Here is a 26,865-nt window from a genome sequence, read left to right on the forward strand (position 1 = left end):
GGGGCGGCGCCGGGTTTTCCCAGTCGTCCCACGGGCACGTCCCAGACCATTGCCATCACGGTGTCTTCAACGGGGGCAGGAGGATCGAAGATGACCTCGGATTGGCACGGATCCGGCGGCATGGACCCGTTCGAAGAGATGCTCGCCCGGTTCTTCGGGGCGCGGGCGCAGCGTCGTCCGGTGGAGCGGATCAGCATCGCGCGGCTGATGAGCGAGCCCGCGCGGGAGCTGGTGCGGGACGCCGCCGCGCAGGCCGCGCAGTGGGGCAGCGTCGACCTGGACACCGACCATCTGCTGTGGGCGGCGACGCGGCAGCAGGGGACGCGCCAGTGGATGGCCCGCGCGGGCGCCGACCCCGACAAGATCAGGGGTGAGATCGAGGAGCACGCGCACCGGGGCGATCCGCGGGACACCCCGCCGGAGCTGACGCCGTCGGCGAAGCGGGCGCTGCTCGACTCGCACCAGGTGTCGCGCGCGCTCGGATCGTCCTATATCGGGCCCGAGCATCTGCTGTTCGCGCTGGCGCTGGACCGCGAGTCCATCGCGGGCCGGATCCTCGACCACGAGCACGTCACGCCGGACTCGTTGCAGCAGGCGGCGGGCGGTGGCGGGCAGCAGCCGCCCGGCGGTGGTCCGGGTGGCGGGCAGCCGTCCGGGACGCCGACGCTGGACGAGTTCGGCCGCGACCTGACCGCCCTCGCCAGGGAGGGCCGGATCGACCCGGTCATCGGCCGCGAGGACGTCATCGAGGAGACCATCGAGGTGCTGTCGCGGCGCACCAAGAACAATCCGGTGCTGATCGGCGACCCGGGGGTCGGGAAGACCGCGATCGCCGAGGGGCTCGCGCAGCGGATCGTGGACGACGACGTGCCGGAGACGCTGCGCGGGAAACGGATCGTCCAGCTCGACCTCGGCGGTGTCGTCGCCGGAACGCGCTACCGGGGCGACTTCGAGGAACGGATGAAGAAGGTCGTCGACGAGATCCGCGAGCACAGCGACGAGCTGGTGGTGTTCATCGACGAGATCCACACGATCGTCGGCGCGGGCGGCGCGGAAGGCTCGGTGACGGCGGGAAACATGCTGAAACCGCCGCTGTCACGCGGGGAACTGCACGTCGTCGGCGCGACGACCATCGACGAGTACCGCCGCAACATCGAGAAGGACGCCGCGCTGGAACGCCGTTTCCAGCCGATCCTGGTGCCGGAGCCGAGCACGGACGACAGCATCGAGATCCTGCGCGGCCTGCGGGACCGCTACGAGGCGCACCACCAGGTGCGGTTCACCGACGAGGCGCTGATCGCGGCCGTGGACCTGTCGAGCCGCTACCTGACCGACCGGTTCCTGCCCGACAAGGCGATCGACCTGATCGACCAGGCGGGCGCGCGGGTCAGGCTCCGCTTCGGGACGCGCGACGGCGGCCGCCGTGAGTTGGAGCGTCGGCTCGACCGGCGGCACAGGGAGAAGGACCAGGCCGTCGCGGACGAGGACTACGAGAAGGCGTCCCGGCTGCGCGACGAGATCGGCGGCCTGGAACGGGATCTCGCGGAGACCCGCGAGGACGACGGCCCGACCACGGTTCCCGAGGTCACCACGGAGGACATCGCGGAGGTCGTCTCGCGGATCTCCGGCGTCCCCGTCACGCAGCTCACGCAAGCCGAACGGGAACGGCTGACCCGTCTCGAAGAGCAGTTGCACGGGCGCGTGATCGGGCAGGAGGACGCGGTGGCGGCGGTGGCGCGGGCCGTCCGGCGATCCCGCGCGGGGCTCGGCGACCCGGACCGTCCGATCGGCGGGTTCCTGTTCCTCGGCCCGACCGGCGTCGGGAAGACCGAGCTGGCCAAGGCGCTCGCGGAGGCGCTGTTCGGCAGCCGCGACCGGCTGATCAGGTTCGACATGAGCGAGTTCCAGGAGCGGCACACGGTGAGCCGGCTGATGGGCGCGCCGCCCGGATACGTCGGATACGAGGAGGCGGGGCAACTCACCGACGCGGTCCGGCGCCGTCCGTACTCGGTGATCCTGCTGGACGAGATCGAGAAGGCGCACCAGGACGTCTTCAACGTCCTGCTCCAGCTCCTGGACGACGGACGCCTCACCGACGCGCAGGGCCGCACCGTCGACTTCCGCAACACCGTCGTGATCATGACGAGCAACCTCGGCTCCGAGCTGATCACCGGCCGGACCGAGGTCGGTTTCGGGACGCCGGGGGAGGGCGAGAACTCCGCGCTCAGCGACCGGATCATGCGGCGGCTGCGCGAGTCGTTCCGGCCCGAGTTCCTCAACCGGATCGACGAGATCATCGTGTTCCAGCGGCTGGCGGCGGATCAGCTCCGCCAGATCACCGACCTGCTGCTGGACGAGACGCGCCGCCGCCTGCACGCGCAGGACGTGGACGTCACCTTCACCACCGAGGCGGTCGACTGGATCGCCGAGCGCGGCTACCAGCCCGAGTTCGGGGCGCGGCCGCTGCGCCGCACGATCCAGCGGGAGGTGGACGACCCGCTCTCCGACCTGCTGCTGTCCGGCGAACTGCGGCACGGTAGCCGCGTGGAGGTGTCCGCGCTGAACGGCGGCCTCGAGTTTCGTCCCAGCACACCCGAGTTCGCGTGATCCCGCTCGGAAACAGGACAGGCGCCACGGCTCGCGGGGTACCGGATCACGTGCTCGGGTCACACACCTGCCGTGATCGCACGGAGTTCCCGAGCGGCCGGTAGCGCCCTCGCCTCGCCTGGCAGCGTCCGCAGTATCCGACCGGCCAGTGACGATCGGAACGTGGTCGCGGGTGAAGCGTGGAACGCCGTGATCGCCTGCTCCAAGCCCACGTTGACCTCGCGTTGCTCTACTAGCACGGATGCCTGCATGAGCTTCAGGTTCCCCACCGCGCCGCGCGACTGAGACGGGTACAGCGCGAGCGCCCGGCCAACCGCGGTAGCCGCTCGGACATCTTGGGTGCAGGTGCGGACGTACGATTCGGCCCAGCGTAGTTGCGGCTCACGGAATCCCAGCACCGAGCGCCCAACGGCCGAAGGCAACCCCTCGCACAGCGCCTCCAACTCGGAGAGAGCATCGTCCGCCGTGGCGGTGTCGCCCTGATCCGCGGCCGCATAGGCGCGTGCGGCCAAGGCGCATGCGGCGCCCGGGAACAGCGCGCCACCGTTGATCGCGAGAGCCTCGCCTGCGAGGTCGTCGGTGACGGATACCGGACGTCCGGCCCAGAAGGCGTCCTGAGCGGCGCGACCTCGGACCCACACGCGCAGGGCTTGGTCGCCAGAACCATCGGCGGCGCGGCGCGCGGTGGCCCACGTGATGCGGGCGGCACGCCAGTCTCCGGTGTCTCCCAGGTCGATCGCCAGGAGGCCGGACAGTCCGGCCGCGACACGGAGCAGCCCAGCCCGATCACTGTCGGGAAGGCGCCGGTTCAGCAGGTCCCCGACGGCCACGATGTCGGCGGTCAGGGCTGCGGTGAAGGTCCCTGGTGGAGTGGTACCGAACCGTTGCCCGTACTCGTGGACGGTGCGGTCCCATTCATCGAGGTCGAGAGGGTTGCCGAGTGCGGCGTCGATGCCGGAAAGCGCGTGCTCCAGGCTGCCAGGTGGGATCGCGGCCCCCGCTGTGAGGGCGGTGATGAGTTGCAGTGCCGCGCGTCGTTTCACCTCATCATCTCCGAAGTTGGAAGTGGCTTCGCCTTCCACGATACCCACATTGTCGACATTTGCCCCGATCGTGTGGAACAGTTCGGCCGGAGACTTCCCGAACGCCTCCGCATACGCATCTGCCCAGTCACGCGGGAAATGGCCGCCCTTTTCGTACGAGCGGATCTGGCGCGCTAGGGAACACACCTGCGTCTTACTGGGTAACGCACCCCAGAGGCTTCCCATAAGGCGTGGGCCGTCCTCGGTTTGGACCATCCACGGGACTCTCGTTCACGTTTCAGTCGGATCGCCCAGATGGGACGGTCCTCTTCGTCGATCACGGTGCACCCCATCCGCTCGGCCAGAGATCGAAGGCTCCGGCTTCATTCCGCAGTATCCGCCTACAAGCGTCCGCTCACACGGGACTTGACTGACCGTGACCTAAACGCCACGAGCAAGGGAGCCCACGATGCACGCTCCTACCCGGATGGAGACCTACCTCGACGCCGAGGCGGCCACCGGCCTCCGCGAGAAAGGTGGGAGGTGCGCACAGTGAGCCCGGCGGATGCCTGCCACAGCGCCGGCCAGCAGTCCGCCGGGCGAGAACTGGAGCGGCTCTCCGGCTCGCAGGAGATCAAGGCCGCCCTGCGCGACGAATTCCCCGGCTGGTCGTTCATCCATACTGACAAGCGCCGCTGGTGGGCGATGCGGGACGTCCAACGCGACGACTTCGGACGGCGTTTCAAGCCGGTGCCGAGCGACTTCGACGCCGACACCCCTGACCAGTTGCGCGCTGCGCTTCGCGAGGCGGGCGAAGGCGACCAATGACCAAACGTGGGCATGGCGCTGTTTCTGGCAGGTCCGCCACGTCCACCCCTGAGCGTATGACCGGCAGCGACCGATGTCGCACGGCTGTACGCAGGCGCGGCGGGTGGGTGCCCCCAATAGATCAACTCCCGCCCGTCGCGCCACCTCGCCCATTCCGGCTAGACCCAGTGGCCCGCCGGGTATGTCGACGACGGACACAACTCCACCATCCCCCCGCTCCGGAGGAAACCCCTCTCTGAATCGGCACTGAGACTCCGCAGCCTGGGTTGACGGCGCGCGCCCAAGCTGCGGCGCCCCCCTCTGCGCGCCAGGAGGTACAGATGACCGTCACGACCGATCGGACGGCGCCACCCGTCCCCGCGTTGCGAGAACTGATCTCGCCCGAACTGTTCGACCGCGTTGCCTCCCGCGCCGCCGTCGAACACTCCATGCCTGCCGAAATGGCGGAGCGGTCCCTGACACAGTCCCTCACGATGCTCCACGCGATCGCGACTCACCGGGGAACGACGATCTACCCACCCAGGGTGATCGATGTGACATGGCACATGCTGATCCTGCACACCGCCGACTACATCGCGCTGTGCGACCGGCTCGCCGGGCACTACCTTCACCACACCCCTGCCGACGGTGCCACCGATGGTGGCGCGAACGTCCGCGCGTCGGCCGCCGCACTCCGCGACCTCGGGTACGAGATCGACGAAGAACTGTGGGCGATGATCGAGGCCACCAACTGCGAGAACGCTTGCGGTGGGTGCGACAACAAGGTCCCATCCTGATCCGGATCTGTGGGCCCCGTCCGGCTTCGGACGGGGCCCATCCCGTGGAAAGATGCGCGCATGACCGTCACCGTGCCTCCCTTCGACTATGAAGCCATGTACGCCAAAGAGCCGACCGTGTGGAGGGAGAAGGGCCTGCACTGGCACTGCTACTCCTGGCGCGGTAACGGCAAGGATTGGGGAGACGACAAGCTTCGTCACGACGACCAAGCCGACATCACCCCGTCGATGGTGCGGGGGTGGCTGCGGAAGAACCCGCGGCTGATCCGCCTGACCTGTTCGACCCCAGAGGAGGCGGCGGCCTGGTCCATGCAGGAGTGGACGCGGGCCCGAGCAGAGGCACTCACACCCGTCCCGGACTGGATCACCGACGAGAGCCAGGAACGCATGGCGCTCCACGACCTGCGGAGCGGCAACGACCTGGCGAAGGGCCTGTGGGTCAAAGGCCCGTCTATGGTGTCGTGGGGCATCATAGGGACGTCCGAGCACTGCCACTGAGCACGCCGGAAAATCTGCCCACCTGGCCAACCACCGAGCCCGACGCCGGGAGGCGACGCGATGACGGTCATGCTCACCGGCGCGATCGAGCTACCGGACGGCACCTCGGTCCGGGGGCGGGGGCTGCGCCGTCCGACGCCGGAGGGGGCCGCCCCCGACTTCGGCCTCTACCTGGGATCAGGCCGCCTTCGCCGCCGTCACGAACCTGTGCTGAGCTGGGACTTCGCCTGGATCGACTGGCCCGACTTCCTGCTGCCCCGCGACCGGGACGAGGCCGTCCACCTCATCCGCGACCTGCATTCCCGCGCCCGTTCCGGCGCCGCCGTCGAGGTCGCCTGCGGCGGCGGGGTTGGCCGCACCGGAACCGTCATCGCGTGTCTGGCCGTGCTGTCCGGGGTGGATCCGTCCGACGCCGTCGCGTGGACGCGCGAGCACCACCACCCCCGGGCCGTGGAAACACCGTGGCAACGCCGCTGGGTAACCGCCTTCCCCCGCTGAACGGCCTTCGCTGAAACGGCCGTCGCGGTACCGCACCGGCGCGTGGGCCAGGGGTCACGGCCGGTGCGGCACCGGAGGGGTCCGGCGGTCCTCCCCGCCGAGAGTCGCCGGACCGCGCCCCCGTCCGGGACCCACGGGAGGAGAGCCGTCCCGGACGGAGGACGATCGCGACTCAGACCCGCGCGGTGCCCGGGTCGTTGTCGATCAGGCCGGAGATCTCCTTGTAGACGAGGCTGATCCGGGTTCCCCAGTTGGGGCAGCCGCCGAGATGGTGCAGGGCGATGACCTTGTGTGAGGACGCGGCCAGCACCGGCGACCCCGAGCTTCCTCCGGACGTGTCGCACAGATATCCGGTGTTCACCCCGGACGACGCCACACTGATCTTGCAGTAGGTGTCGCCCTCCTCGTAGAGGGAGAGGCGCTTCGGCTGGGCGTCGCCGTGTCCGGGGATGTAGATGCGCTCGTTGGCGGTGGGTTCGCGGGTCTCCAGGTAGAGCGTCCCGTACTGCTGGATGCTCTCGAAGTTGTTCACCGAGACCAGCGCGTAGTCCAGATCGGCCAGCGGGCTCAACTTGAGCAGCTCGGCCCCACTGACCTTCGTACCCGGCCTCGGGTTGTTGCCTCCGCAGGTAGCGCACTCATAGTCGAACTGGAACTCGCTACCGCGCAGGTCGGTCGCGTTCTCCACGCAGTGCTGGTTGGTGAGCATGCGGTTGGTGTCGCCGACCCGCCAGGCGGTGCAGTGCCCGAGACCGTTCAGAAGCTGCCGGGCGACCGCGCGGGACTTGGCGTACTCAGTCGGATGGCTTTCCTTGTAGCAGGTGACGTCACGTCGAGCGTCGGTTCCGCACACGCTGAACGCGCGCGGATTGGCGGCCGCGTACTCGGCCTTACTGAAACCACGGAAGTAGTAGTCGATCCGAGCCCCATAACCCTGCCGGGTAAGGGCGGCGGCATCGCTTCGCTTCGCGGACGAGTGCAGCGTGACGACGGCGGTGTCTCCGTCGATCGACATGGAGGCGAAACCCGTCCCGCCATGGACGGTGTAAAGAGAGTCGCCGGAATGCTTGGCGACCGTGGGATCGCCGTAGTAGGTGTGCACTTCGCGTCCGGAAGGACTGGCGACCGTGACGCGGTCGCTGGGGAGCAGCCTCACGGACGCGAAGTGCACCTTGATGTAGCTGGAACCGGGCTCGCTGATCGTCAGCCGGGAGGTTCGGCTGTCAGCGGCGTACCGGAGCGCGGCGTTCTCGGCCTGGCGCTCACCAGCCACATCGGGCTTAGGACGGGAATCAGCATCGGGACGGGCCTGCGCCTGGGCCTTGGCCTGCGTTTCGGCCTGTGCCTTGGCGTGGGTCCGCGGCTCGGGCCGTGCCGGAGCCGCCGACGCCGTCGCGGCGGGCAGGATCAGGGCGACGGCCAGCGGGATAGCCGCCGACAGGATGCGTGACCGTCTGGACATTGCGCACCACCTCTGGGGGGTTGAGCTGCGCTTGCAATGGGCGGGGGGACGGAAATGGCGGGGGAGCTGGGGGAGCGGGGAGCGGAAGTCGGGAAAAGGCGGGGGCGGGGACGAACGGGGTGCGTCCGGCCCGACCCCCTGGGAGCGGGGCCGGGCCGGGCACGTCAGAGTGACCGGTTAGAGAGTGATGCTCCATCCGTTGAGGGTCCCGATGTCACCGGGGCCGTAGTCGTACATGTACAGCGACCAGTTGCCTGCCGCCGAGGAGTAGACACCCGGGACCTGGAACGTCCGCGGGCCGTTCCACGGCGTGCACTGGTACTGGCCGACTCCCTTCGGCTTGATGACGAACTGCTGCCCGGACGGTGCGACGAGCCAGACCTGCACGTCCTCCGAGCAGGTGTGCTGCGCGTCGACCGACACCGAGACGGAGCTGGCCGCCTGACCCTCGATGGAGACCTGGATCGGGCTGACCGTCCAGGTGTAGTCGCGGATCGGGTAGGGGGTGTCGCTGCTGGCCGTGTGGCCGTCGTCGGTCTTGGTGACCGACAGGGTGTAGGTCGCCGTCCGGCTGACCGAGCCCTTGCCGGTGACCGTCACCGTGTAGCTGCCCTCGGGCGTGCTGCCGGTGGTGGCCAGCGTCAGGGTGGCCGAGCCGCCCGTCTTCACCTCACCCGGGTTGATGGTGGCGGTCACGCCACCCGGTGACACCGTCGCCGACAGGGCCACCTGCTGCGCCGTCCCCTGGGTGAGGGCGGTGCGGACGGTGGCCTGCGCCGACTTGCCGGCCTCGACGGTCCCGTTGTTCGGGTCCACCGACACCGAGAAGTCGTCGGTACCGGAGCCTTGCACCCGCAGAACGTAGTTCGCGGTGTGCGTGGCGGACTTCCCGGAACCGGTGACCGTCACGGCGTAGTCGCCGGGCGCGGTGTCGGCCGTCGTGGCGACCGTCATCGTGGACGTGCTCCCGGCCTGGACGGACGCGGGAGAGAAGGTGACCTTCGGCCCACCAGGCGTCACCGTCGCCGTCAGGTCGACGGACTGGGCGGCGCCCGCGGTCACATTCGTCCCGATGGTCGCCGTGGCCGACTGCCCGGGTTGGACGCTCCCGTTCGCCGGGTTGGCGGTGATGGAGAAGTCGTCCGTGGGCGTCGACTGCCCGACGGAGGTCTTCCACAGCGCGTACGCGATGGCGTCCGTGCTGCGGTCCAGGGCCGTCGTGTTGATGTTGCTCGGGTAGCTGTCGCAGGACGAGTGGTAGCAGCGGTCGTAGGCCACTCCGGCCTGGCCGCCCCACTTCTGCGCCTGCGTCGACGTCATGATCGCCGAGGCGCCGGTGGACAGGAACGACGTGCTGATCCCGGCGTTCCGGAACGGACCGTCGTCGCTACAGCACTCGCTCATCTCGTCCGGCGCGATGCCGATGGAGTCGAAGTATCCCTTCAGGTTGGTCGACAGCTGCGAGTTGACGCCGTCGATGAAGTAGCCCGCGTTCGGCGAGCCGACCATGTCGAAGTTGAAGTAGCCCTTGATCTTCGACCGCTCGGTCTGGGACAGGTTGTTGACGTAGAACTGGGAGCCGTGCAGGCCCGCCTCTTCGTCCGTCCACCACCCGAACCGGACGTGGTTCGTCATCGTGGGCTTCTTCTGCGCGAGCGTGAGCGCGGTCTCCAGCAGCGCGGCCGAGCCGCTGCCGTTGTCGTTGATGCCGGGCCCGGCCCGGACGCTGTCGAGGTGGGCGCCGAACATGTAGACGCTGCCCGCGTCACCGCCCGGCCAGTCGGCGATCAGGTTGGGACCCGAACCCGCCGTGCAGCCCGACGTGCACGCCTGCCGGGTCACGGTGAACCCGGCGTCCTTCAGCTTCTGCTCCAAGTAGGAGACCGACGCGGTGTAACCGCCACCCGTGGCGTAACGGGTACCGCCGTTCTGCTGCGCGATGCTCTGAAGCTGCTGGAGGTGCGCCTTGACGTTCTCGACGTTGACGTCTGGTGGTTCGTTACCACCGGGGTTGCCGTTGCCATCGACGTTGACCGTGTAGGTCGCGGTGTGGGTCTTCGTCGCGCCCTTCCCGGTCACAGTCACCGTGAACGCCCCGGTCTTCGCCGTGTCGTTCGCCGTGACCGTGAGGGTCGAGGTGTTGCCCGACTGGACCCGCGCCGGGTTGAAGCTGGCGCTCAGCCCACTGTTGGACGGGGACACCGACGCGGACAGGTCGACCGGCTCCGAGGAACCACCCGAAACGGTCGTCGAGACCGTCGCCTGCACCGAAGCGCCCGCCTTCACCGAACCCGTCGACGGCGACACCGACATGGAGAAGTCGTTGCCGGTCGGTGTGCAGGTCGGCTCACCGGACTGCGCCGGCATCGACACCGCGCTCCAGGCGTCCTTCACCGTCTTGTACCAGTTGCATGACGGGTCCAGGTTCTTCGCGGACTGGAGCGTCAGCACCCGGTACCGGGCGTAGCTGGTGCTGGACGTCTTCAGCATCATCGCGTTGTAGAAGATCTTCGCCGCGTTCATGACGCCGATCCCCGTCACCGAGGAGGGACCGCCCGAGCAGATCGGGCTGGACGGCTTGCCGCCGCCCGGGTTGCTGCCCTCGGCGAGCAGGTAGAACCAGTGGTTCCCCGGCCCGGCCGCCGCGTGCACCTCCATGTTCGGCACCGACGACGAGTAGCAGTTCGGGTGACCCGACACGTTCGACGGCTGGTACATGGAGCGGATCGGCCCGGAGCCGGTCAGGTTGATCTCCTCACCGACGGTGTAGTCGGGGGTGTCCGCCGGATTGTTGAGGAACGCCTCGGTCGAGGCCCCCCACACGTCGCCGACGAACTCCTGCGTCCCGCCGCCGGACATTCCACCGGGGGTGAAGTTGTCCAGTGCGTGGCCGAACTCGTGCGCCACGACGTCGGTCGCGGTGATCCACTGGTTGCGGGTGTTGTACCCGAACTGCGTCTCGCCGTTGATCCAGTAGGCGTTGACGTCGTTCAGCCCGACGTACGCCGAGACCCACCTGCCGTTGCTCAGACCGGTGCGTCCGAACGACTTCAGCAGATCCCACTCGCCCGCGGCGGCGTACATGACGTCGACGCAGCCAGCTTCCCGGTCTGTCGCGGACGTGCTGCCCCACACGTCGTCCGGCCCGGAGTAGACCTGCCTGCCGCTGTAGTTGGCGCACTGGATGCCGGGCCGCTGCGGGTCCTGCATCGTGTACTGGCCACCGGATTGGGTCGTTCCGATCTGAAGGTTGGACCCTTCCCAGATACCGTTGCCGGTGCCCGCGAGGACGAGTTCCTTCTCGTCGAACCGCTTGCCGGTCAACGCATCGACATAGACCTTCTTCAGGCTCGGCTGCTTGCCGTCACGCCCCGAAACGGTCGTCTCCCAAGCCAGTCGCGGCTTGGGCAGCGCGTGCACCACCAGACGGGGCTTCAGCTTCTTGCCGTCCGGCTTTGTCAGCGCCTTGCGCGAGGCCTTCGCGGCAGCGGCCGCACTGACCTTCGGCGTGACGCCGACCTTGATGGCCTGCTTCTGCGCCACCGACAGCGTGCGCACGTGACCCTGGTCGTCCGTGGCGACCACGAAGTCTCCACCGACGACCGGCAGGTCACGGTACGTCCGCTCGTAGGCGACGTAGTTCAGGTTGAACGGTGTGCCCACGACCTGGGTCCGGACGTACTTGTCGCCCTTGCTGGGGTACAGCTCGGAGACCCGTCCGGCTACCAGCCTTTCCGCCGAGACCACAGCGGCGGTCTTCGGATCCGGACTGGACCCGCGCGCGCTGGGCGCCGCTCTGAGAACGAGCGGTACAAGACCGCTCGCCACGAGCGCGGTGACCAAAAGGGTCACCAAGAGGGGTTTGCGTTTCACTTCCGCATGCCTCCACTGAGGGGGGTGGAACCGCCCCGCGGGGGGACGGGGCGGCCGCAGGGCACGACGATGTACACCGCGGCGGGGGCACGCCTGCTTGGGGCAGCCCGACACTCAGTAGGGGGCAGGGAGCGAACGGGCAGGGGGGCAGGAGATTTCAGGGGGCGGGGCGCTGGGCGGATGGACGGTTTGTCGTGCCTTGCGAAAATGAGGGTGACATCTGCGATTCGCTTGCGGGCCCTGCCACTTGGGCATAGCTTCACGGCTATGCAGGTGGAACTGCGGCATTTACGAGTGTTGTGCCAGCTGGCCGAGACCGGCAGCATCACGCGCGCCGCCGCCAGCCTGGGAGTTTCCCAGCCCACGCTCAGCAACCAGCTCCGCCGCATCGAGAAGGCGTTCGGCGGACCCCTCTTCGTCCGCGGCCCGCAGGGCATAACACCGACGTCGCTCGGACGCTATGTCCTGGCCCGCGCCCGCGGCGTCCTCGCCGACATGGACGACCTGCTCGCCACCGTCCCCGGAAACGGAACCACCAGCGGCATCCGCCTAGGCACGCACCCGCACATCCTCCTGGGCGAATGGCTCCGCAGCCTGGAAACCGCCCTCCCACACCGAACCGTCAGCACCAGCCTCGACTACTCCGGCGCCGTCCTAACGCACCTCCTGGCAAACGACCACGTAGACGTAGTCTTCATGGGCCGAGTAGCTGACCACCACGCCCCGCCCTGCCCGCCCGGCACCACCGAACGCATAATCACGATCGAACCCTGCGGCATAGCCCTGGCTTCAGCCCACCCCCTGGCCTCCCGAAGCCGCATAAGCCTCACAGACCTGGCAGGCGAAACCTGGATCCCCCCACAGGGCGGCGACGACGGCGGCACGGCCATGCTCCGCACCGCCTGCGAATCCGCCGGTTTCACCCCCCGCTTCCGCTACGCGGAGGTCGACTTCAACAGCATGGTCGGCTTCGTGGCCGCGGGCTTCGCCATAGCCCTGGCCTCCCCGACCTGGGTCCCGTCCGAGGGCATAACCGTCGTAGCCCTAAGCGGCCGCGACACCGACTCCTACCGCGTCCTCCGCTGGCGCACCACCACCATGCCCACCAGCGAAATAGACACCCTCCACCGCACCTACCACGACCTCTACAAACCCATAGTCGACCGCAACACCACAATCCTCCCCTGGCTCTCCGAAAACCCCGACGCCCGCCCCCAAACCCTAGACATTCCCACCACCTGAAACCCGTCCGGCCGGACCCCTCGGGCCCGGCCGGACGTCACGGATCAGACGGCCCACTGGATCAGATCGACGGTGTCGTTGCTCGCCGCTGGCTCCTCCAACGACACATGAGCCCCGAGCCCCCGAGCCTGCGCGGCCTGCTCATCAACGAGCACGGCCATGGAGTTGGTGTTGTTCACCCACGAGGACACGTTGTTGGCGGCGGTCCCCGCCCCCACCGGCAGATCCTTGAGCGAGACGGAGTACCCGGCCCCAACCGCGTAGGCGGGCCCCCGCCGCCCGTAGTCCCGATAGAGGCACAGCGAATTCATCGGACACACCTCCGAATCACGAAGCTGCACAACCCCAGGCGGCAACGCCACGGCCTGCGCGGACACCCCCGGCCCCACCACAGCGCCCCCCACGGCCAGAACCCCCGCAACAAGCAGACGAGACTTCGCCACAACCATCGCTCTCCATTCCTCAACGCCACCATGACGTTGAGCAATCATCCTTACACGGAGAGTAGCGTCGGCGAGTCAAGGCGCTACCCGGCCCCGGGCGCGCTTCCCCAACGCCAAGAAACAAGACCCTGGCCTGCCCGTACGGCCGAAGCAGGGCGGCTCGTCCGACACGGAGAGGCGTTCGCTATGCAGCATGAAGCGACCCACGAGGCACGGCGCCAGCGGACCACCCCCACGGGCGTGGGGAGCACGCGGCGGGAATGACCGTCGTGGCCGTGCTCGGCGGACCACCCCCACGGGCGTGGGGAGCACACTTTGTGACCTGCTGGTTCACAAGTGCGCATGGAGTTTTTGCTTGGCGTCGTAGAGTTCCGTCGCCGACTGCCGTCGCATGGGTTGAGCCTACTCTCGGGTGGTCGTGCCAGATTGTCAGTCCTCGTCGTTACGGTCGGTTCATCGTGGGTCACGGACTACCTGGGGAACGAGATCATGACGGGGAATTCGTCCGAGGGGCCTGGTGTCGATCTGGCGCTGTGGGGCAAGCATCGTGGTCTGCCTGGGCCCTATCCGGTGGTGTGTCATCTTCTGGACGCGGCTGCGGCTATGGGTGTGTTGTGGGACCTCTACGTCAGTCCCGGCGGACGACGACACATCGCTGCTGGGCTCGGTGTCGGTGACGAGCAGGCCCGGCGGATTTTGATGTTCTGGGCGGCGCTTCACGACGTCGGCAAGGTCACCTTCACGTTCCAGTCTCAGGCGGATGACGCCTTCTCCGGGTTAACGGGGTACATGGACGTTCCCGGGGAGCGGATCAGTCACGACCAAGCGGTGCATCTGTGGCTCGGGCTGGCTTTGCGGGAGGTCGGCTATCTTGCGCGGGGCGTGCGTGACGAGGCGTTCATGGTCGCTCAGCTTCTGGGTGGGCATCACGGCCGGTTCTTCCAGTTGAAGCAGGACGTGTGTGATCCGCTGGTGTACGTCCCGTCGCTGGGACGTGGTAAGTGGGAGCAGCAGCGCCGCGCTATCTTCGGTGCGCTCCATTCTGTTCTCGGTAAGCCGGGGCCACCTGCGAAGCGTATGAGCGCTGACGTTGCCGGGTTGGTGTGCGGGCTGGTGGTCCTAGCGGACTGGCTTGTCAGCCAGGACTTCTTCGTCAAGGGGCGGCTCAAGGATCGGCCGAAGGTCGGCGACGCGGCTTCCCTGAAGGCGCATCTGGTGGTGAGCACCCGCCAGGTGCCGGGGTTGCTGACAGAGGCTGGGCTGGGGCGGCTCAGGCTCCAACCTGGCTCGTTCGGGGACGAGTTTCCGTTTGAACCGAACTATCTCCAGCGGTCACTGGCCGATGCACTTCCCGCGCTGGTCGGGGAGCGCCCCGGTCTGCTGCTGATCACGGCGCCCATGGGGGACGGCAAGACGGAGATCGCGCTGCACTCGGCCCGGGTCATGGGCGAGGCCTGCGGTGTGCCGGGGATCTTCGTGGGGCTCCCGACGATGGCGACGGCCGATCAGATCTACGAGCGCGTGATGGATTACGGGATGCGCCGTGCGATCGACCCGGCGCCGTTGACCTTGTTGCACAGTATGGCGTGGCTCAATCCGGTGTACTCGCGGGACGTTTCGCCGAGCGGCGAGCCCGATCCTGAGATCTTGACCGGGGAAGACGCGCGCGGTGCGTGGACCGCCGCCACTGACTGGCTCCAGGCGCGGAACCGCGGTGTCCTGGCCCCCTTTTCTGTTGGCACGATCGACCAGGCGCTGCTCGCCGCGCTGTGCGGCAAGCACAACATGCTGCGGCTGATGGGTTTGTCGGGCAAGGTCATCGTCATCGACGAGGTCCACGCCTACGACGCCTACATGCAAGGGCTCCTGCGTCGTCTGCTGACCTGGCTCGGGCGGATGGGCGTGCCGGTCGTTTTGTTGTCGGCCACGCTCCCACGGCAGATCGGTCGCCGCTTGGCCGAGGCGTACCTTCTCGGCGCGGGGCACCGCTCGCCGATCGAGGTGACGGCGGGCTATCCGGGTTGGCTGTACGCGGACGCCGGGGGTGGACGAGTCACGGCCAAGGCTTTGACCACCGAGCCGCGGTCGCTGGACGTGGAAGTTCATGAGGTTCCGATCGGGAAGGACCGCCGAGCCGATCGGAGCGTCGCCCTTCAAGAGCTCCTGAAGCCGTTGGTCGAGACCAACTCGGGGTGCGTGGGAATCATCTGCAACACCGTGGCGGAGGCGCAGCAGACTTTCGAGAGCCTTCAAGAATGGCTGGGGAAGATCTTTGCGGGCAGCTCACAGCGGCCGCAGCTTCAGATACTGCACTCACGCTTCCCTGCCGAAGACCGGGCCGAGATCACCCGTGCGGTCGTCGATCGTTTCGGTAAGGAAGGGAAGGAGAGCGGCAAACGTCCGACGACTGGTGCGATTCTTGTTGCGACTCAGGTCGTGGAACAGTCGATCGACCTGGATTTCGACTTTCTCATCAGCGACCTCGCGCCGATCGCGTTGCTTCTGCAACGTGCCGGCCGATGTTGGCGACATCTGCACAATCCCCGTCCGACTTGGGCGTCACGTGCCCGGCTGGCCGTTTTGTCGCCGGTCTCGGCGGACGGGCGTCCTGCCGTCCCGGATTCGTGGCCATTCGTCTATCCGGCCGCGCTTCTGCGCCGCACCAGGGAGGAGTTAACGAAGCGTGGTGCTCGGTCGATCCAGATCCCCGACGAGATTCAGCCGCTCGTCGACACCGTCTACGATGAGGACTTCCTCGATCCAGACCGCGGTATGGCCGATGACGATGTCGAGCGCATCGCCGACGAGCAGGTCAAGACCTTCATATCGCAGCAGGTCGCCATTCCGGAGCCCGCCGATGTCAAGAGTCTTCATGCGCTGACGAGCGCGGATATCGACGAGCAGGTTATCCGGACCAGACTCGGCGCCGATTCGGCGCGGGTGATCTGCTGCTATCAGGCCCACTCAGGGGAAATGTTCCTCGATCCGTCGCTGACGGCCGAACTCCCTGGACGGGGGAGCTTGGACAAAGGACGGTTCACCAAGATCGAAGTGAGAACGCTTCTCGCGCGGGTCATCCCCGTCCCTGCCGCGTGGGTGCGAGGGCCGGACGACAAGGACCTGCCCCCGGTCGCATGGCGCGAGAACGCCCATCTACGTGACGTCCTCTTGCTGAGACATCCCGTTGGCGTTGATGGCCGAGTGCGGCCAGCTGAACTCGGGACCAATTCCTTCGTTCTGTCGCCAGAGTTGGGGCTCGTGCGTCTAACCTGCTGATGCAGGAATTGCCATTCCACTGCAACCTGGGTGTCTAAGGTTGCAGTGCATTCGATGCTTTTTCTGTGACCTCACCGTGGCGGGGAACGCAACCAGATCGCTCCGCCTTGTCGTGGCGAGCTTCGCCGCACCGTTATGTCCGCCACTTTCAGAAGGACGTCATGGTTTCCACCGGGTCCGACCTGGCCACTGACGAACTGATCCCGGTCTACCCGTCTGATGGCGTCGGCCTGCGCGAACTGATGGATCGCGCACATGAGCTGCTCGATATCGACATACCGGTACCGCCCGCAGCGGCTGGCTTCCGGCGCATCCTGACCGTACTCGCGGCGCGCATCACCGGGCTGGACGTGCAGGACGGCGGCGCCGACGAGTGGTTCGACCGGCGAGACGACGTGCTCGAGCGGGGTGCCTTCGATCCCGGCGCGGTGGCAGCGTACTTCGACCGCTACCGCGCCCGTTTCGACCTGTTCCATCCAGAGCGGCCGTGGCTTCAGGACCCCCGGTTGACGGCCGAGTGCGACAGCCGGTCGGGTATCAACAAGCTGACGCTGGAGCGCCCGGCCGGGAACAACCAGGTCTGGCTCGACCACCATCACGACGGCGAAGCCAGCCCGCTGGACCTGACGACGGCCATGTTCCACCTCGTGGCGCAGCTCTTCTACGGGCCCTCGGGACGGTGTACTGCTCGAACCGTCAACGGCAAGAAGTACGCGAACACGACCGCTGGACCGTTGCGTCGGGTGATCTCCTTCCATCCGCTGGGCCGGAACCTGTTCGAGTCGCTGGTCATCGGAATCCCTTTCCTCGGGCGGACGAATGGCGACGACCGCGCGCCCTGGGAGCATGACGAACTACCGAAAGACCCTCTCGGCGTGCCACCGGAGCCTGTCGGGGTCGGCGGCGTCCTGACCGGGTTGTTCCGGCACGCTCTGCTCCTGGAACCAGACCCCGACCGGAAGAAGGTCGTCGACGCCTACTTCACGTGGGGCTGGCGCCAACCGCACCCAGAGGTCAACGATCCGTATCTCGTCTACCAGGCGAACAAGGAGGGCGAGTTCTACGCGCGCCGCGCCGACTCGGCGCGCGATCTGTGGCGCGACCTGGACGCACTTCTCCTCAACGACGTCGGTGTCCGCGGCGGCGGGAGCAGACGGCCCGCCGTCTTCGGGTACGCGGCCGAGTGCCTGCCGTTCGACATCCGCGACGGGCTCCGTGTCCGCGCCTACGGGTTCCACCAGGACGGTCAGACACGCGATCAGCAATGGTTCACCTCGACGACCCCGGCGGTGCTCGGCACCCTGTTCGGCGACCACGAGACCGCCGGTGCGCTGAGCCGAGCCCGGGACGCTGCCGAACGCGCCGAATGGCACCTCCAACGGGCCTTGCGTAACGCCTGGGTAGCGATCAACGACCCGTCCAACGGCGACGGCCGCCCGGTCCGCCGGGAGAGCGATATCGGGCAGGGCCCTTGGCCCTCGGCCGCCGCCGGACGGTACTGGCCGCGGGCCGAGGCCGTGTTCTGGCGCCGTCTCCGCCACCGCGACTTCGACGACGCGGCACGCGGTTTCGTCAATACCGCGACCGCCGTGTTCGACGAGGTCACCGAGCCCGCCGGGCACCGTCCGCGAGCGAAGCGCTCCATCGAGCGCGCCCGCGGCTTCATCTACCGAGCGCTCAACGAGTCCACCCCGAGGGACGAATCATGAAACCGGATGAAAGAAGGCGAGTCGCCGTGGCGGCGGACAAGCTCGTCGAGAGCGTCAGCGCCCAGGTCGCCAAGAGTCCCGGAAACCGGGCGGCTCTGCGCCGTTCCGTCGGCCGGACCCCCGAGCACCCGCAGTCTCGCCACGCCATCGCGCTCGTCTCCCGCCACATTCCACCGGGAGGCGACGAGGCCGTCGAGCGCGCCTTCTACGCGGTGGCGGCGCTGATCGCGGCGCAGCCCCGCCAGTCCCAGGACGAAGACTCGGACGACGACGTCCCAGACGGCGAAACGGAGCCGGACGCTGCGACCGGCGTCGAAGAACCGGAGTCACAGAGCCTCGGCGCGACGCTCGGACGAGCCGTTGCGCTACCCGGTTCGCCGCTGAAGTTCGACACGGTCGAGGCCCGCCTGCACCTGCTCTGCCGCCAGCGGGTCGACGGGCTCCACCGCCAGTTGCCGCGGATCGTCTCCCAACTGAAGACGATCCGTGTCCCAGTCGATTGGTCGCGGCTCACCTTCGACCTGTCTCGTTGGGGCACCGACGCGGACTACGTCGCCAAAGAATGGCTCCAGGACTACTACCGCACGTACTTCCGGCTGAAGCCGACCGACGAGAATTCCCCACCGATCGACAAGAGCGAGGGCCAATGATGACCCCCAAGTACATAGACGTCCACGTCCTCCAGACGCTTCCCTACAACAACGTCAACCGGGATGATCTCGGTTCGCCGAAGACCCTGGTCTACGGGGGGACGCCGCGTACGCGCGTGTCCAGCCAGGCGTGGAAGCGTCCGGTGCGGCTGATGGTCGAAGACCAGCTCGGCGAGCCCGCCGCGCGGACCCGGCGGGTGCCCGGCCATGTCAGCGAGCGCCTCCAGAAACGCGGCTGGCCGAAGGAACTCGCGGACGCCGCAGGCAGGCAGATCCTTCGCTCGGCAGGTGAGAAGGAGACAGGTCTCAAGGGCGAGAAGGACGGCAGCAGCGCCGCCCTGTTCTACCTGCCGATCAGCGCCTTGGACGATCTCGCCGACCTCGCCGCGGAGCACCGGGACGCGATCGCCGCCGAGGCCGGGAAGAAGAAGCCCGACGCCGTCCTGCCCAAGGACCGGCTCAACGAGCTCATCACCGAGCGGAACGCCAGCATCACCCTGTTCGGCCGCATGCTCGCCGAGATCCCTGGCGCGGGCGTCGACGGCAACGTCCAGTTCGCCCACGCCTTCACGACCCACGGCACCGACCCCGAGATCGACTTCTTCACCGCCGTCGACGACCTCAACAAGGCCGACCAGCACGGCAGCGGTCACATGAACAGCGCCGAATTCAGCGCGGGCGTCTTCTACCGTTACGCCTGCCTCGACATCGCCGGGCTAACGCGCGGCCTGGCAGGTGACAAGGTGTCCGGCCCGTCGGCGGACGACCTGGAGTATGCCGCCCGGCTCACCGGCTCGTTCCTGGCCGCGTTCCTGTCCGCACTTCCCAGCGGCAAGCAGAACTCCACCGCCGCGAACAGCCTGCCCGACCTGGTGTATCTGGCCGTACGGTCCGACCGTCCGATCTCGCTGGCCCCGGCGTTCGAGAGCCCGGTCCGCGCCGAGGCCGAGGGCTGGGCGGTCCCGTCCTTCCGTCGGCTCGCCGACCACAGCACCAAGATTCGCCGACTGTGGGGGACCGGCGGAATCGTCTTCGACGGCTATGCGGGCGTGGAGGAAAAACCGCTCACCGGGCTCGGCACCGCGACCGACTCCTACCCGGAACTGATCTCGTCGGCGGTTCGGGCCGCCTTCCCCGAAGTGCGGGCGTGATGGGACTGCTCCTACGCCTGGCCGGTCCGCTGCAATCCTGGGGTGAACACAGCGTGTTCGGGCACCGGGACACACTCCGGTTCCCGACCCGATCCGGATTGATCGGGATGTTCGCCGCCGCAGAGGGACGCCCGCGCGGCGCGCCGTTGCACGACTACGACCCTTTGCGGCTTACCGTCCGGATCGACCGGCCTGGCGTCGTCATGCGGGATTACCACACCATTGGCGGCGGATACCCACGGGAACTGACCGTGCCCACCGCGGAGGGCAAGCGGCGGCAGCCCGGCTCCGAAACGATCCTCACCAACCGCTACTACCGGTCGGACGCGGTCTTCGTCGTCGCCGTCGAGGGCCCGGAAGAACGCACCGGCGCCGTCGCACAGGCCCTGGAGTCACCGTACTGGCCCGTGTACCTCGGTCGCCGTTCGTGCCCGCCTGACCAGCCGATTCTTCTGCGCGCCGAGGTCGACGACCCCGTCGAGCACCTGCTGGACCGTGTGCCCGTGGCGTCCCGTCCACCCAGGCCGGACGCCCCCCACGAACTCGACTTCGTCACCGAGGGGACCCGCGACGACGCCGAATCGGTCGCCCAGCTCACCGACGTGCCGCAGACGTTCTCCCGCCTTGACCGCCGGTTCAGAACCCGAACGGTCTCGGTCGCCCCACGTCCCGTCCCCACGGAACTCTGGGCGAAGAGCACCAACGCCTACTACGACGCACTGATCGACTACATCCAGGAGGCCCGGTGACCGTCTGGCTGACCCAGATTTCGCTCGACCTCCGCCACCATGCCGTACGCCGCGACATCGGCGACGCTGCCAGCGCGCACCGCCGGGTGATGTTGCTCGTCCCGGACGGGCTCGGCGCGCAGGCCCGCCGCGAGGCAGGCGTGCTCTACCGGGTCGAGCAGACGCAGGGCGGGGCGCGGCTTCTCGTCCAGACGGCCCACCGACCCGCCGAGGACAAGCTGCCCGCCGGTTACGGCACCGTTGCCGTGACCAGCCTCGACCCACTGTTGGAGCTCTTGGACAAGGGACTGGTCGTCCGGTACAGGCTGGTCGCCAACCCGACCAAGCGACACGGCCGGACGTCTCCACATCAGGGCAAGCTCGCCGCGCTGACCGGCCCGGCGGCGGACCAATGGTGGATCGACCGTGCCGCACGAGCCGGACTCGTCCTGCGGACCGCCACGGCGACCTCCCTCCCCGATCTCGTCGGACGCAAAGGCGGTCACCCGATCCTGCACGCGGCCCGACGTTTTGACGGCATCGCGGTCGTCACCGCCCCCGACGCACTGCGCACGGCCGTCCTGGAGGGCATCGGACGAGGCAAGTCCCACGGCTGCGGGATGCTCAGCCTCGCCCCGGCGGGCCCAGCATGAGCACCCGCGCTCGCCGCGACCTCGGCACGCCGACACTCGCGATGCTGCCCCGCATCGCCGACTCACTGTCGTTCCTCTACCTGGAGACGGTCCGGATCGTCCAGGACGACCTCGGAATCTGCGCCCAGGTCGAATCGCCACGCGGCACAGAACGGGTCTACCTGCCCGCCGCTGCCTTGAGCTGCGTCCTGCTCGGCCCGGGAACCTCGATCACTCAACCCGCGCTCACGAGTTTCGCGCGGAACGGCACGAGCCTTGTGGCCGTCGGCGCGGGAGGCGTTCGCAGCTATGCGGGCATCCTGCCACCGTCCCTCACCACCACGTGGCTGGAACGTCAGGCACGAGCGTGGGCGGACGACGAGCAGCGCCTCGCCGCCGTCCTCGTCCACCCGGCAACGACCGAACAAGGCTTCACCGTCAAGACCGCCGGAGAACGCCGCCGCCGCATCGCCGACTTCGACGGCCTCCAACTCGTCCGCTTCCTCCCCCAAAACACCGAAGACCCAACAGCCGACCCAGCCCGACCCAACCAATCACCAGAACCTCATGTTCCTTCGTGAAGCCGCAGGTCGCGAAGGGTGCTCCCCACGCCCGTGGGGGTGGACCGGCGAAGAAGTCCCCGGGTTGGCTGGGCCAGCCGTGCTCCCCACGCCCGTGGGGGTGGACCGGGGTGCTTGCGGCGGGCCCGTAGGTAGCGGTCGTGCTCCCCACGCCCGTGGGGGTGGACCGGCGTACCACGCCAACGGCGAGGAGCTGCGTGCGTGCTCCCCACGCCAGTGGGGGTGGGCCGGTGCTCGCAGCGGCGCCCGACGCCAGGCAGGTGTGCTCCCCACGCCCGTGGGGGTGGACCGAACGCCGGATTTCCCATCGGGCCGTCCGGGTAAGGGGATCGCCGCGCGGGAGGGGCGGCCCGTGTGAAGGGCGCTGGACGGCGGACCCTGCCCCAGAAGTCCGCCTCGCGTCCTGTGTCCCGCCCACCGCCCAACCGGCGGCGGGCGGGACATGAAGAAAAGGTCAGGCCCTCATCTGGCCGTCGGCGAAGATCAAGCGCGGTTTTCGATCTCTTCGAAGATATCGATGTCGGTCTGCTGTTGCCACTCTGGAAGCGCGTCCCAATCCGCGACGTAGGCCGGTTTGGGCTCGGGGATGTGATAGTGAATTTGGGCTATCCAGCACAGTGCGACAAAGCGGCCCTTCTGCTCGCGAGTGAGCTTGGCTGTTGCTCCGCCGGAAACCGTGACGAAATCAGCCACTTGTCGGTAGACCGCGCTTGCGGCTTGGCGTTCCCACCTGGGGGTCTCGTCCCATGGGACGATATATCCGGGTTTGGGGTCGCCCGGGTAGTGCTTGCGCACTCCCGCGATCCACGCTTCCCGGAAGATGCGGCCGTGTTCGCTCTGCTGGGCGTCCGACTGCGCCTGCATATCGTCTCCTTAGAGTTGGGCGATTCGGTCGCTGAGTTGGGCCGCCCGATTATCGGACGACAAAGGGGTGAGTTGGGTACGCAATCCTTGGAGCTTGCGCCCGATGTATCCTGACGATCGGGTCCGTTCCGCCAGTTCGACCGCTTGGCCCCCGCAATCAAGGACCCGATCAAGGTCCCTGGTCTGTACACCCAGGGCGGCAAGATCGGTCAAGATGCTTCCGCGTCGGCGTGGCGAGGTAGCCGTGTTGAGTGCCTCGGTCAGCGCTTCGGAGGCCAAGTCGGCCCGTCCCAAAGCGGAGTAACAGGTACCGCGTTCTTCGGCCAATCGCGAGCCGTCAAAGCGGAGCCAACCGCCCGGCATCACAGGCCAGGTCAGCGCTCTCACCAGCTCTGCTTTGTCGAGGGCGCGTTCGCATGCTTCAAGATCCCTCCGACCGGCGTGCGCCTCCGCCTGAACCGCGGCGACCCAATGCCGAGTGGCCAGTTGACCGTCACCATGCCGGGCGACGCGAGCGGCCCCCTCCAAGATCGGCGTCACGTCGTCGAACCGGCGTTCGTACATGCTGAGGTAGGCGAGTCGAGTCAAGGCGCATGCCCACAGGTCGAAAGCCTCGCCCTCTTTGCTGGCGTCGGCCGCGAGCTTGTAGCAATGTGTGGCATCGGTATACCGGTTGGCGTCAAAGAAAATTTCTCCGGTGAGTTGAAGTAGATCACTGGTTGCGGCACAGATTCGCTTGTGTGTGGCGGAGGAATGCGAACGATCGAGGCGTCGGGTCAGCAAGTCGAGTTGTTGCCTGACGACGGGATAAACGGTCCGCTTGGACTCCGACAGGGCATAAACCTGCCACAGGTGGGAGTTCAGTTGCTCGTACTGGCTGATCTGTTCTAAGTCGTCGGCATGCCCATCGACGACGATGTCAGGTACCGCAATCAGCGTTCCCGCGGTGCTCAGCAGGCGAAGCAACTCCCGACGGTTCATGTCCTCCAGTTCATCAGAGCCGACGTCGGGAGTGACCACCGTGGGAGCGATGACGCGGCCGTGGAGTACCCGTCTCTGAGTAGCCGCCCCCTGGACCTGTGTCCCTGTCGCGTCGATCGTCAATAGTTCGTCCAGCTCGTCCGGACTGGTCTGAAGGAGCCCGCAGAGCTTTGACCGGTGGTGGGGCTGGGGGTCACATTGTCCGCGTTCCCATCGGGCAACCGTGGACCGGTCAGCCCCGAGGGCGGTGGCGAGCGCTTCTTGACTGAACCCGCGCATGCTCCGGCGCTTGGCCAGCCGGGGCCGTCGTCCTGCCGTCATCGAAGGTCCTCCGTGCGATGAAGCCCGACTCGTCGTCATTGGGTTCGCCGATGTCAGCGTAAGGCGTGAATCGGCGGTGCAGCGCCAATGCACCAGAGATGCCTCCCGACTGCACCAGCACCGCGCCACGGATGCTCTGGGGCGAAGGCGTCCGTCCAGCTTCTCTAGAAGAGAACCGTTCGTCAGAACCCCAGGAAGGACACCTCCGTCATGCACACCGCTCGTTTCGCCCCTGTGGCAGGCACGCCCCGACCGGCTGGCCCGCGCCGCAGGCGTCTTGAACGGCTCGGCGAAGCCATTGAAGCCGGGACGAATCTCCGTGCGCAGGTGAGGGAGGCGACGCGATTCGGCCCGGCTGTTCTGCGCATCGTCAATCCCACCGCGCCGGACCTTAAGGAAGACGTCGGGTGCGACCTGCTCGACGAGCGATGGTCGCTGATGTGGTCATGGGGCGACGTGCTCGGCCCGGCCGACGACATCGAGGGCGCCGTGACCGCGATCGAACGCGTCCTCACGGCGCGGTCATGACCGGTATCGCCGCCCAGGAAGTGCCGCATCAAGTTATCGAAGTCAGTGGGGCACGCTCGTGACCAGCTCGGTCCCGACCATGGCCGATCCCCGTGAGCGGCTGAGATTCGCGGTCGAGTACGCCACGGGCGCGAAGGTCGATCTCGGCGCGGCGTGCCTGACCGACCCTGGCGCGCTGACCGAGGCCCTACAGCGATGGGTCGGCGTTAGTGCGGTCGTCACCGGAACCTTGGAACGCCGCCTCGTATTCGTCGAGAACGCTGGACACACCGGATGGACGGTGGCTGACCTGTCCGGGGCGCCTCACAAGACCCGAGAGTGGCCGACCTGGGCCGAGGCCGCCTTGACGCCGGATCAGCCGACCTCGTGGATCTCGAGTATGCGCATCACCCCGGCGGGGCTGCATCGGCTCATGCGGCCTCGGCTGCTCCTGGCCGCGCTGTACCACCCCGAGTACTTCCCGCTGCCCCGCTTCCCGCTGGGAATCTCCGATCTCGCCCGCGCCGCACGGGCGACGTTGCTCGGGCGTGTCGAGTTAATGGACATGCAACTCGGCGTCGGTCTTCGCGACATCATCGAGCGGATCACGACCGATAGGCCGGACATCGTGGGGATCTCGGCGACCTTCGGCCAGCACGACCTGATGATGTCGGTTCTCGATGAGATCACCTCCGACGTGGATGGTCCGCTGGTCGTGGTCGGAGGAAGCCTGACCGTACGGAACGAACGGCTACTTCTGGACCGCTACCCTGATCTACTCGTAGCGCGCGGCGCGGGCGAGACGACCATCGCGGACGTACTCGCGCACTGGCACGGAGACCTTGTTCGTGACCATATTCGCGGCATCGGCTACCGAGGCGTGGAACGCGGTGAGGGAACTCTGACCATCGGGAGCGCGCGCCGCACCGCAACGGTCGCCAACCGCACGCGTCCCGACATTTGGCCCGAATTGGATCTCCTCCCCCGTACGTTCGATTATCGGGGGGTCGCCCAGCTTGAGACCTCACGAGGCTGTACGAACTTCTGCTCCTTCTGCCCACGTGGACATAAGGGCACTTGGGCTGGCTCCGCTCCCGAGGCGCTCGGCTGGGTCCTGGACGCGTTCGCGGAGGTCTTCGACGAACGCCCCGACATTTCGCGGACGCTGTACCTGGTCGATGAGGAGTTCGTTGGCCGAGACGAGGGTGCCGTCCCGCGTGCCCTGGCCGTCGCCGACATGCTTCACTCGCGCGGCTTCGGATGGGAGACCTCGTGCCGTGTGGATCAGGCCGTACGGCTCGACCGTGACCGGGAGTGGCATCTCGAGCGAGGGCGGATGTGGCGGGGACTGACCGAGCGCGGGTTACGTCGCTGCCTGTTCGGCGTCGAGTCCGGCGTTACCTCGATCCTCGATCGCTTCAACAAGGGGACCACCGGAGAACAGAACGTCCTAGCCCTGAGAACCCTGTCGGCTTTGGGTGTGCCGACTCGCTTCACCTACATCACTTTCGATCATCTGATGAACGCCGAGGAACTGCACGCGACCTACGCGTTCCAGGGCCGCATGGACTTGATCCTCCGTCCCCTCTCACACCTGAGCGTCGCCGAGATCATCGACGGCGTGCACGACGAAGGATTCGTGGCCGAGCATGCTGCTGGCCAGCCCTTCCACGAGGCAGTCAGCTACACGCTGGTATCGATGGAATGTCTCATCGGTGCGGCCTACACTCGCGCCGCCGAGGCGGCTGGGTTGACCGATGCCGTACGTCCGTCTATGGGGCGCGTCGATGCTCGGTTCGCTGACTGGCGCATTGGTGTCCTCTCACGACGGGCGCAACTGTGGGTCGATCGCAATTTCGCACTCGACTACACGCTTAAGTCGTTGGAGAAGCTGGCAGATGGAGATAGGCGCAGCGCAATCCGGGACATGCGCGTGACTTTCAAGCGCGCGGGTTACGACCTATTCGGCGGGATGCTCGCCCTTCTGGACCGCACCGATGCCGACCCCGGCCACCATGAGGGGCTGGACGAAGCGTGCGCGGAGCTCGCCGACATCCTCATCAGACGGCTCCGTACCCCGTGGACGACGCTGTGACCGACCTCGCTCACGCCCTCCCCCCGGTCGAGGCCGGGGTCCTGTTGGCCGAACACGCCCGCTGGAGCAGCACCGATACATGGCGTCTGATCAACGCTGCCGACTCCTGCGGAACCTGACC

General features: G+C 67.5%; 21 protein-coding genes and 1 CRISPR repeat array. Of the genes, 15 read left to right on the forward strand and 6 right to left on the reverse strand.

Annotated features, from left to right (window positions below):
- Nucleotides 1-90 precede the first annotated feature (90 nt).
- Complete coding sequence (locus ABD808_RS30295) at nt 91-2,607, forward strand: ATP-dependent Clp protease ATP-binding subunit (protein WP_344903877.1); 2,517 nt, start codon at nt 91-93, stop codon at nt 2,605-2,607.
- A 59-nt stretch (nt 2,608-2,666) separates the two neighbouring features.
- Here ABD808_RS30295 and ABD808_RS30300 read toward each other — a convergent pair whose 3' ends face one another.
- Complete coding sequence (locus ABD808_RS30300) at nt 2,667-3,905, reverse strand: XRE family transcriptional regulator (RefSeq protein ID WP_344903879.1); 1,239 nt, start codon at nt 3,903-3,905, stop codon at nt 2,667-2,669.
- Nucleotides 3,906-4,181: 276 nt separating this feature from the next.
- Here ABD808_RS30300 and ABD808_RS30305 point away from each other — a divergent pair, with 276 nt between their 5' ends.
- From ABD808_RS30305 to ABD808_RS30320, 4 genes are all read left to right on the forward strand, one after another.
- Nucleotides 4,182-4,457 (forward strand): hypothetical protein, encoded by a 276-nt coding sequence (locus tag ABD808_RS30305; RefSeq protein ID WP_344903881.1) that lies wholly within the window; start codon nt 4,182-4,184, stop codon nt 4,455-4,457.
- A gap of 320 nt (nt 4,458-4,777) precedes the next feature.
- On the forward strand, nt 4,778-5,233 hold the full coding sequence (locus ABD808_RS30310) for a glycine-rich domain-containing protein (RefSeq protein ID WP_344903884.1): 456 nt from the start codon (nt 4,778-4,780) through the stop codon (nt 5,231-5,233).
- A gap of 60 nt (nt 5,234-5,293) precedes the next feature.
- A complete protein-coding gene (locus ABD808_RS30315; protein ID WP_344903887.1) occupies nt 5,294-5,731 on the forward strand; it encodes a hypothetical protein in 438 nt (145 codons plus the stop codon).
- Nucleotides 5,732-5,791: 60 nt separating this feature from the next.
- The gene (locus tag ABD808_RS30320; protein WP_344903890.1) at nt 5,792-6,229 is read left to right on the forward strand and encodes a protein-tyrosine phosphatase family protein; all 438 of its coding nucleotides are present in this window, start codon (nt 5,792-5,794) and stop codon (nt 6,227-6,229) included.
- A gap of 172 nt (nt 6,230-6,401) precedes the next feature.
- Here the strand turns inward: ABD808_RS30320 and ABD808_RS30325 are convergent, their stop codons facing one another.
- A complete protein-coding gene (locus tag ABD808_RS30325) occupies nt 6,402-7,691 on the reverse strand; it encodes a trypsin-like serine peptidase (RefSeq protein ID WP_344903893.1) in 1,290 nt (429 codons plus the stop codon).
- A 177-nt stretch (nt 7,692-7,868) separates the two neighbouring features.
- Complete coding sequence (locus ABD808_RS30330; protein ID WP_344903897.1) at nt 7,869-11,438, reverse strand: M28 family peptidase; 3,570 nt, start codon at nt 11,436-11,438, stop codon at nt 7,869-7,871.
- A gap of 393 nt (nt 11,439-11,831) precedes the next feature.
- On the opposite strand from ABD808_RS30330, the gene ABD808_RS30335 reads away from it, so the two are divergent.
- Nucleotides 11,832-12,806 carry a LysR family transcriptional regulator gene (locus tag ABD808_RS30335; protein ID WP_344903900.1) on the forward strand — a complete coding sequence of 325 codons (975 nt, stop codon included), beginning with the start codon at nt 11,832-11,834 and terminating at the stop codon, nt 12,804-12,806.
- 44 nt (nt 12,807-12,850) lie between these two features.
- Here the strand turns inward: ABD808_RS30335 and ABD808_RS30340 are convergent, their stop codons facing one another.
- Nucleotides 12,851-13,297, reverse strand: coding sequence for a peptidase inhibitor family I36 protein (locus ABD808_RS30340; protein WP_344903903.1), 447 nt, complete (start codon nt 13,295-13,297; stop codon nt 12,851-12,853).
- A gap of 294 nt (nt 13,298-13,591) precedes the next feature.
- On the opposite strand from ABD808_RS30340, the gene cas3 reads away from it, so the two are divergent.
- The 7 genes from cas3 (at nt 13,592) to ABD808_RS30375 (ending at nt 21,976) form a co-directional block, all read left to right on the forward strand.
- Complete coding sequence (cas3, locus tag ABD808_RS30345; RefSeq protein ID WP_344903905.1) at nt 13,592-16,525, forward strand: CRISPR-associated helicase Cas3'; 2,934 nt, start codon at nt 13,592-13,594, stop codon at nt 16,523-16,525.
- A gap of 161 nt (nt 16,526-16,686) precedes the next feature.
- The gene (gene casA / locus ABD808_RS30350; protein ID WP_344903908.1) at nt 16,687-18,234 is read left to right on the forward strand and encodes a type I-E CRISPR-associated protein Cse1/CasA; all 1,548 of its coding nucleotides are present in this window, start codon (nt 16,687-16,689) and stop codon (nt 18,232-18,234) included.
- On the forward strand, nt 18,231-18,884 hold the full coding sequence (casB, locus tag ABD808_RS30355; protein ID WP_344903911.1) for a type I-E CRISPR-associated protein Cse2/CasB: 654 nt from the start codon (nt 18,231-18,233) through the stop codon (nt 18,882-18,884). Before casA ends, casB begins: the two co-directional genes overlap by 4 nt.
- On the forward strand, nt 18,881-20,035 hold the full coding sequence (cas7e, locus tag ABD808_RS30360) for a type I-E CRISPR-associated protein Cas7/Cse4/CasC (RefSeq protein ID WP_344903914.1): 1,155 nt from the start codon (nt 18,881-18,883) through the stop codon (nt 20,033-20,035). The genes casB and cas7e overlap by 4 nt, the downstream gene beginning before the upstream one ends.
- Nucleotides 20,035-20,784: a type I-E CRISPR-associated protein Cas5/CasD gene (gene cas5e / locus ABD808_RS30365; RefSeq protein WP_344904568.1), complete on the forward strand. Its 750-nt coding sequence runs from the start codon at nt 20,035-20,037 to the stop codon at nt 20,782-20,784. The genes cas7e and cas5e overlap by 1 nt, the downstream gene beginning before the upstream one ends.
- Nucleotides 20,781-21,416, forward strand: a complete 636-nt coding sequence (cas6e, locus tag ABD808_RS30370) for a type I-E CRISPR-associated protein Cas6/Cse3/CasE (protein WP_344903919.1) — start codon at nt 20,781-20,783, stop codon at nt 21,414-21,416. The genes cas5e and cas6e overlap by 4 nt, the downstream gene beginning before the upstream one ends.
- On the forward strand, nt 21,413-21,976 hold the full coding sequence (locus ABD808_RS30375) for a type I-E CRISPR-associated endoribonuclease Cas2 (RefSeq protein ID WP_344903922.1): 564 nt from the start codon (nt 21,413-21,415) through the stop codon (nt 21,974-21,976). The genes cas6e and ABD808_RS30375 overlap by 4 nt, the downstream gene beginning before the upstream one ends.
- A gap of 18 nt (nt 21,977-21,994) precedes the next feature.
- A CRISPR array of direct repeats spans nt 21,995-22,268; the repeat unit is 30 nt; unit sequence GTGCTCCCCACGCCCGTGGGGGTGGACCGG.
- A gap of 191 nt (nt 22,269-22,459) precedes the next feature.
- Here ABD808_RS30375 and ABD808_RS30380 read toward each other — a convergent pair.
- Both ABD808_RS30380 and ABD808_RS30385 read right to left on the reverse strand, forming a co-directional pair.
- Nucleotides 22,460-22,840: a hypothetical protein gene (locus ABD808_RS30380; protein ID WP_344903925.1), complete on the reverse strand. Its 381-nt coding sequence runs from the start codon at nt 22,838-22,840 to the stop codon at nt 22,460-22,462.
- A gap of 9 nt (nt 22,841-22,849) precedes the next feature.
- Entirely contained in the window at nt 22,850-24,181 is a 1,332-nt protein-coding gene (locus ABD808_RS30385; RefSeq protein ID WP_486303660.1) for an NsdA family TPR-like regulatory protein, read from the reverse strand.
- Between the two features lie 171 nt (nt 24,182-24,352).
- Between ABD808_RS30385 and ABD808_RS30395 the strand changes: the two genes are divergently transcribed.
- Nucleotides 24,353-24,670 carry a hypothetical protein gene (locus tag ABD808_RS30395; protein ID WP_344903928.1) on the forward strand — a complete coding sequence of 106 codons (318 nt, stop codon included), beginning with the start codon at nt 24,353-24,355 and terminating at the stop codon, nt 24,668-24,670.
- Nucleotides 24,671-24,728: 58 nt separating this feature from the next.
- Nucleotides 24,729-26,744 (forward strand): B12-binding domain-containing radical SAM protein, encoded by a 2,016-nt coding sequence (locus tag ABD808_RS30400; protein WP_344903931.1) that lies wholly within the window; start codon nt 24,729-24,731, stop codon nt 26,742-26,744.
- Nucleotides 26,745-26,865 lie beyond the last annotated feature (121 nt).

It is taken from the genome of Actinomadura meridiana (genome assembly GCF_039537545.1).
GTDB lineage: Bacteria > Actinomycetota > Actinomycetes > Streptosporangiales > Streptosporangiaceae > Spirillospora > Spirillospora meridiana.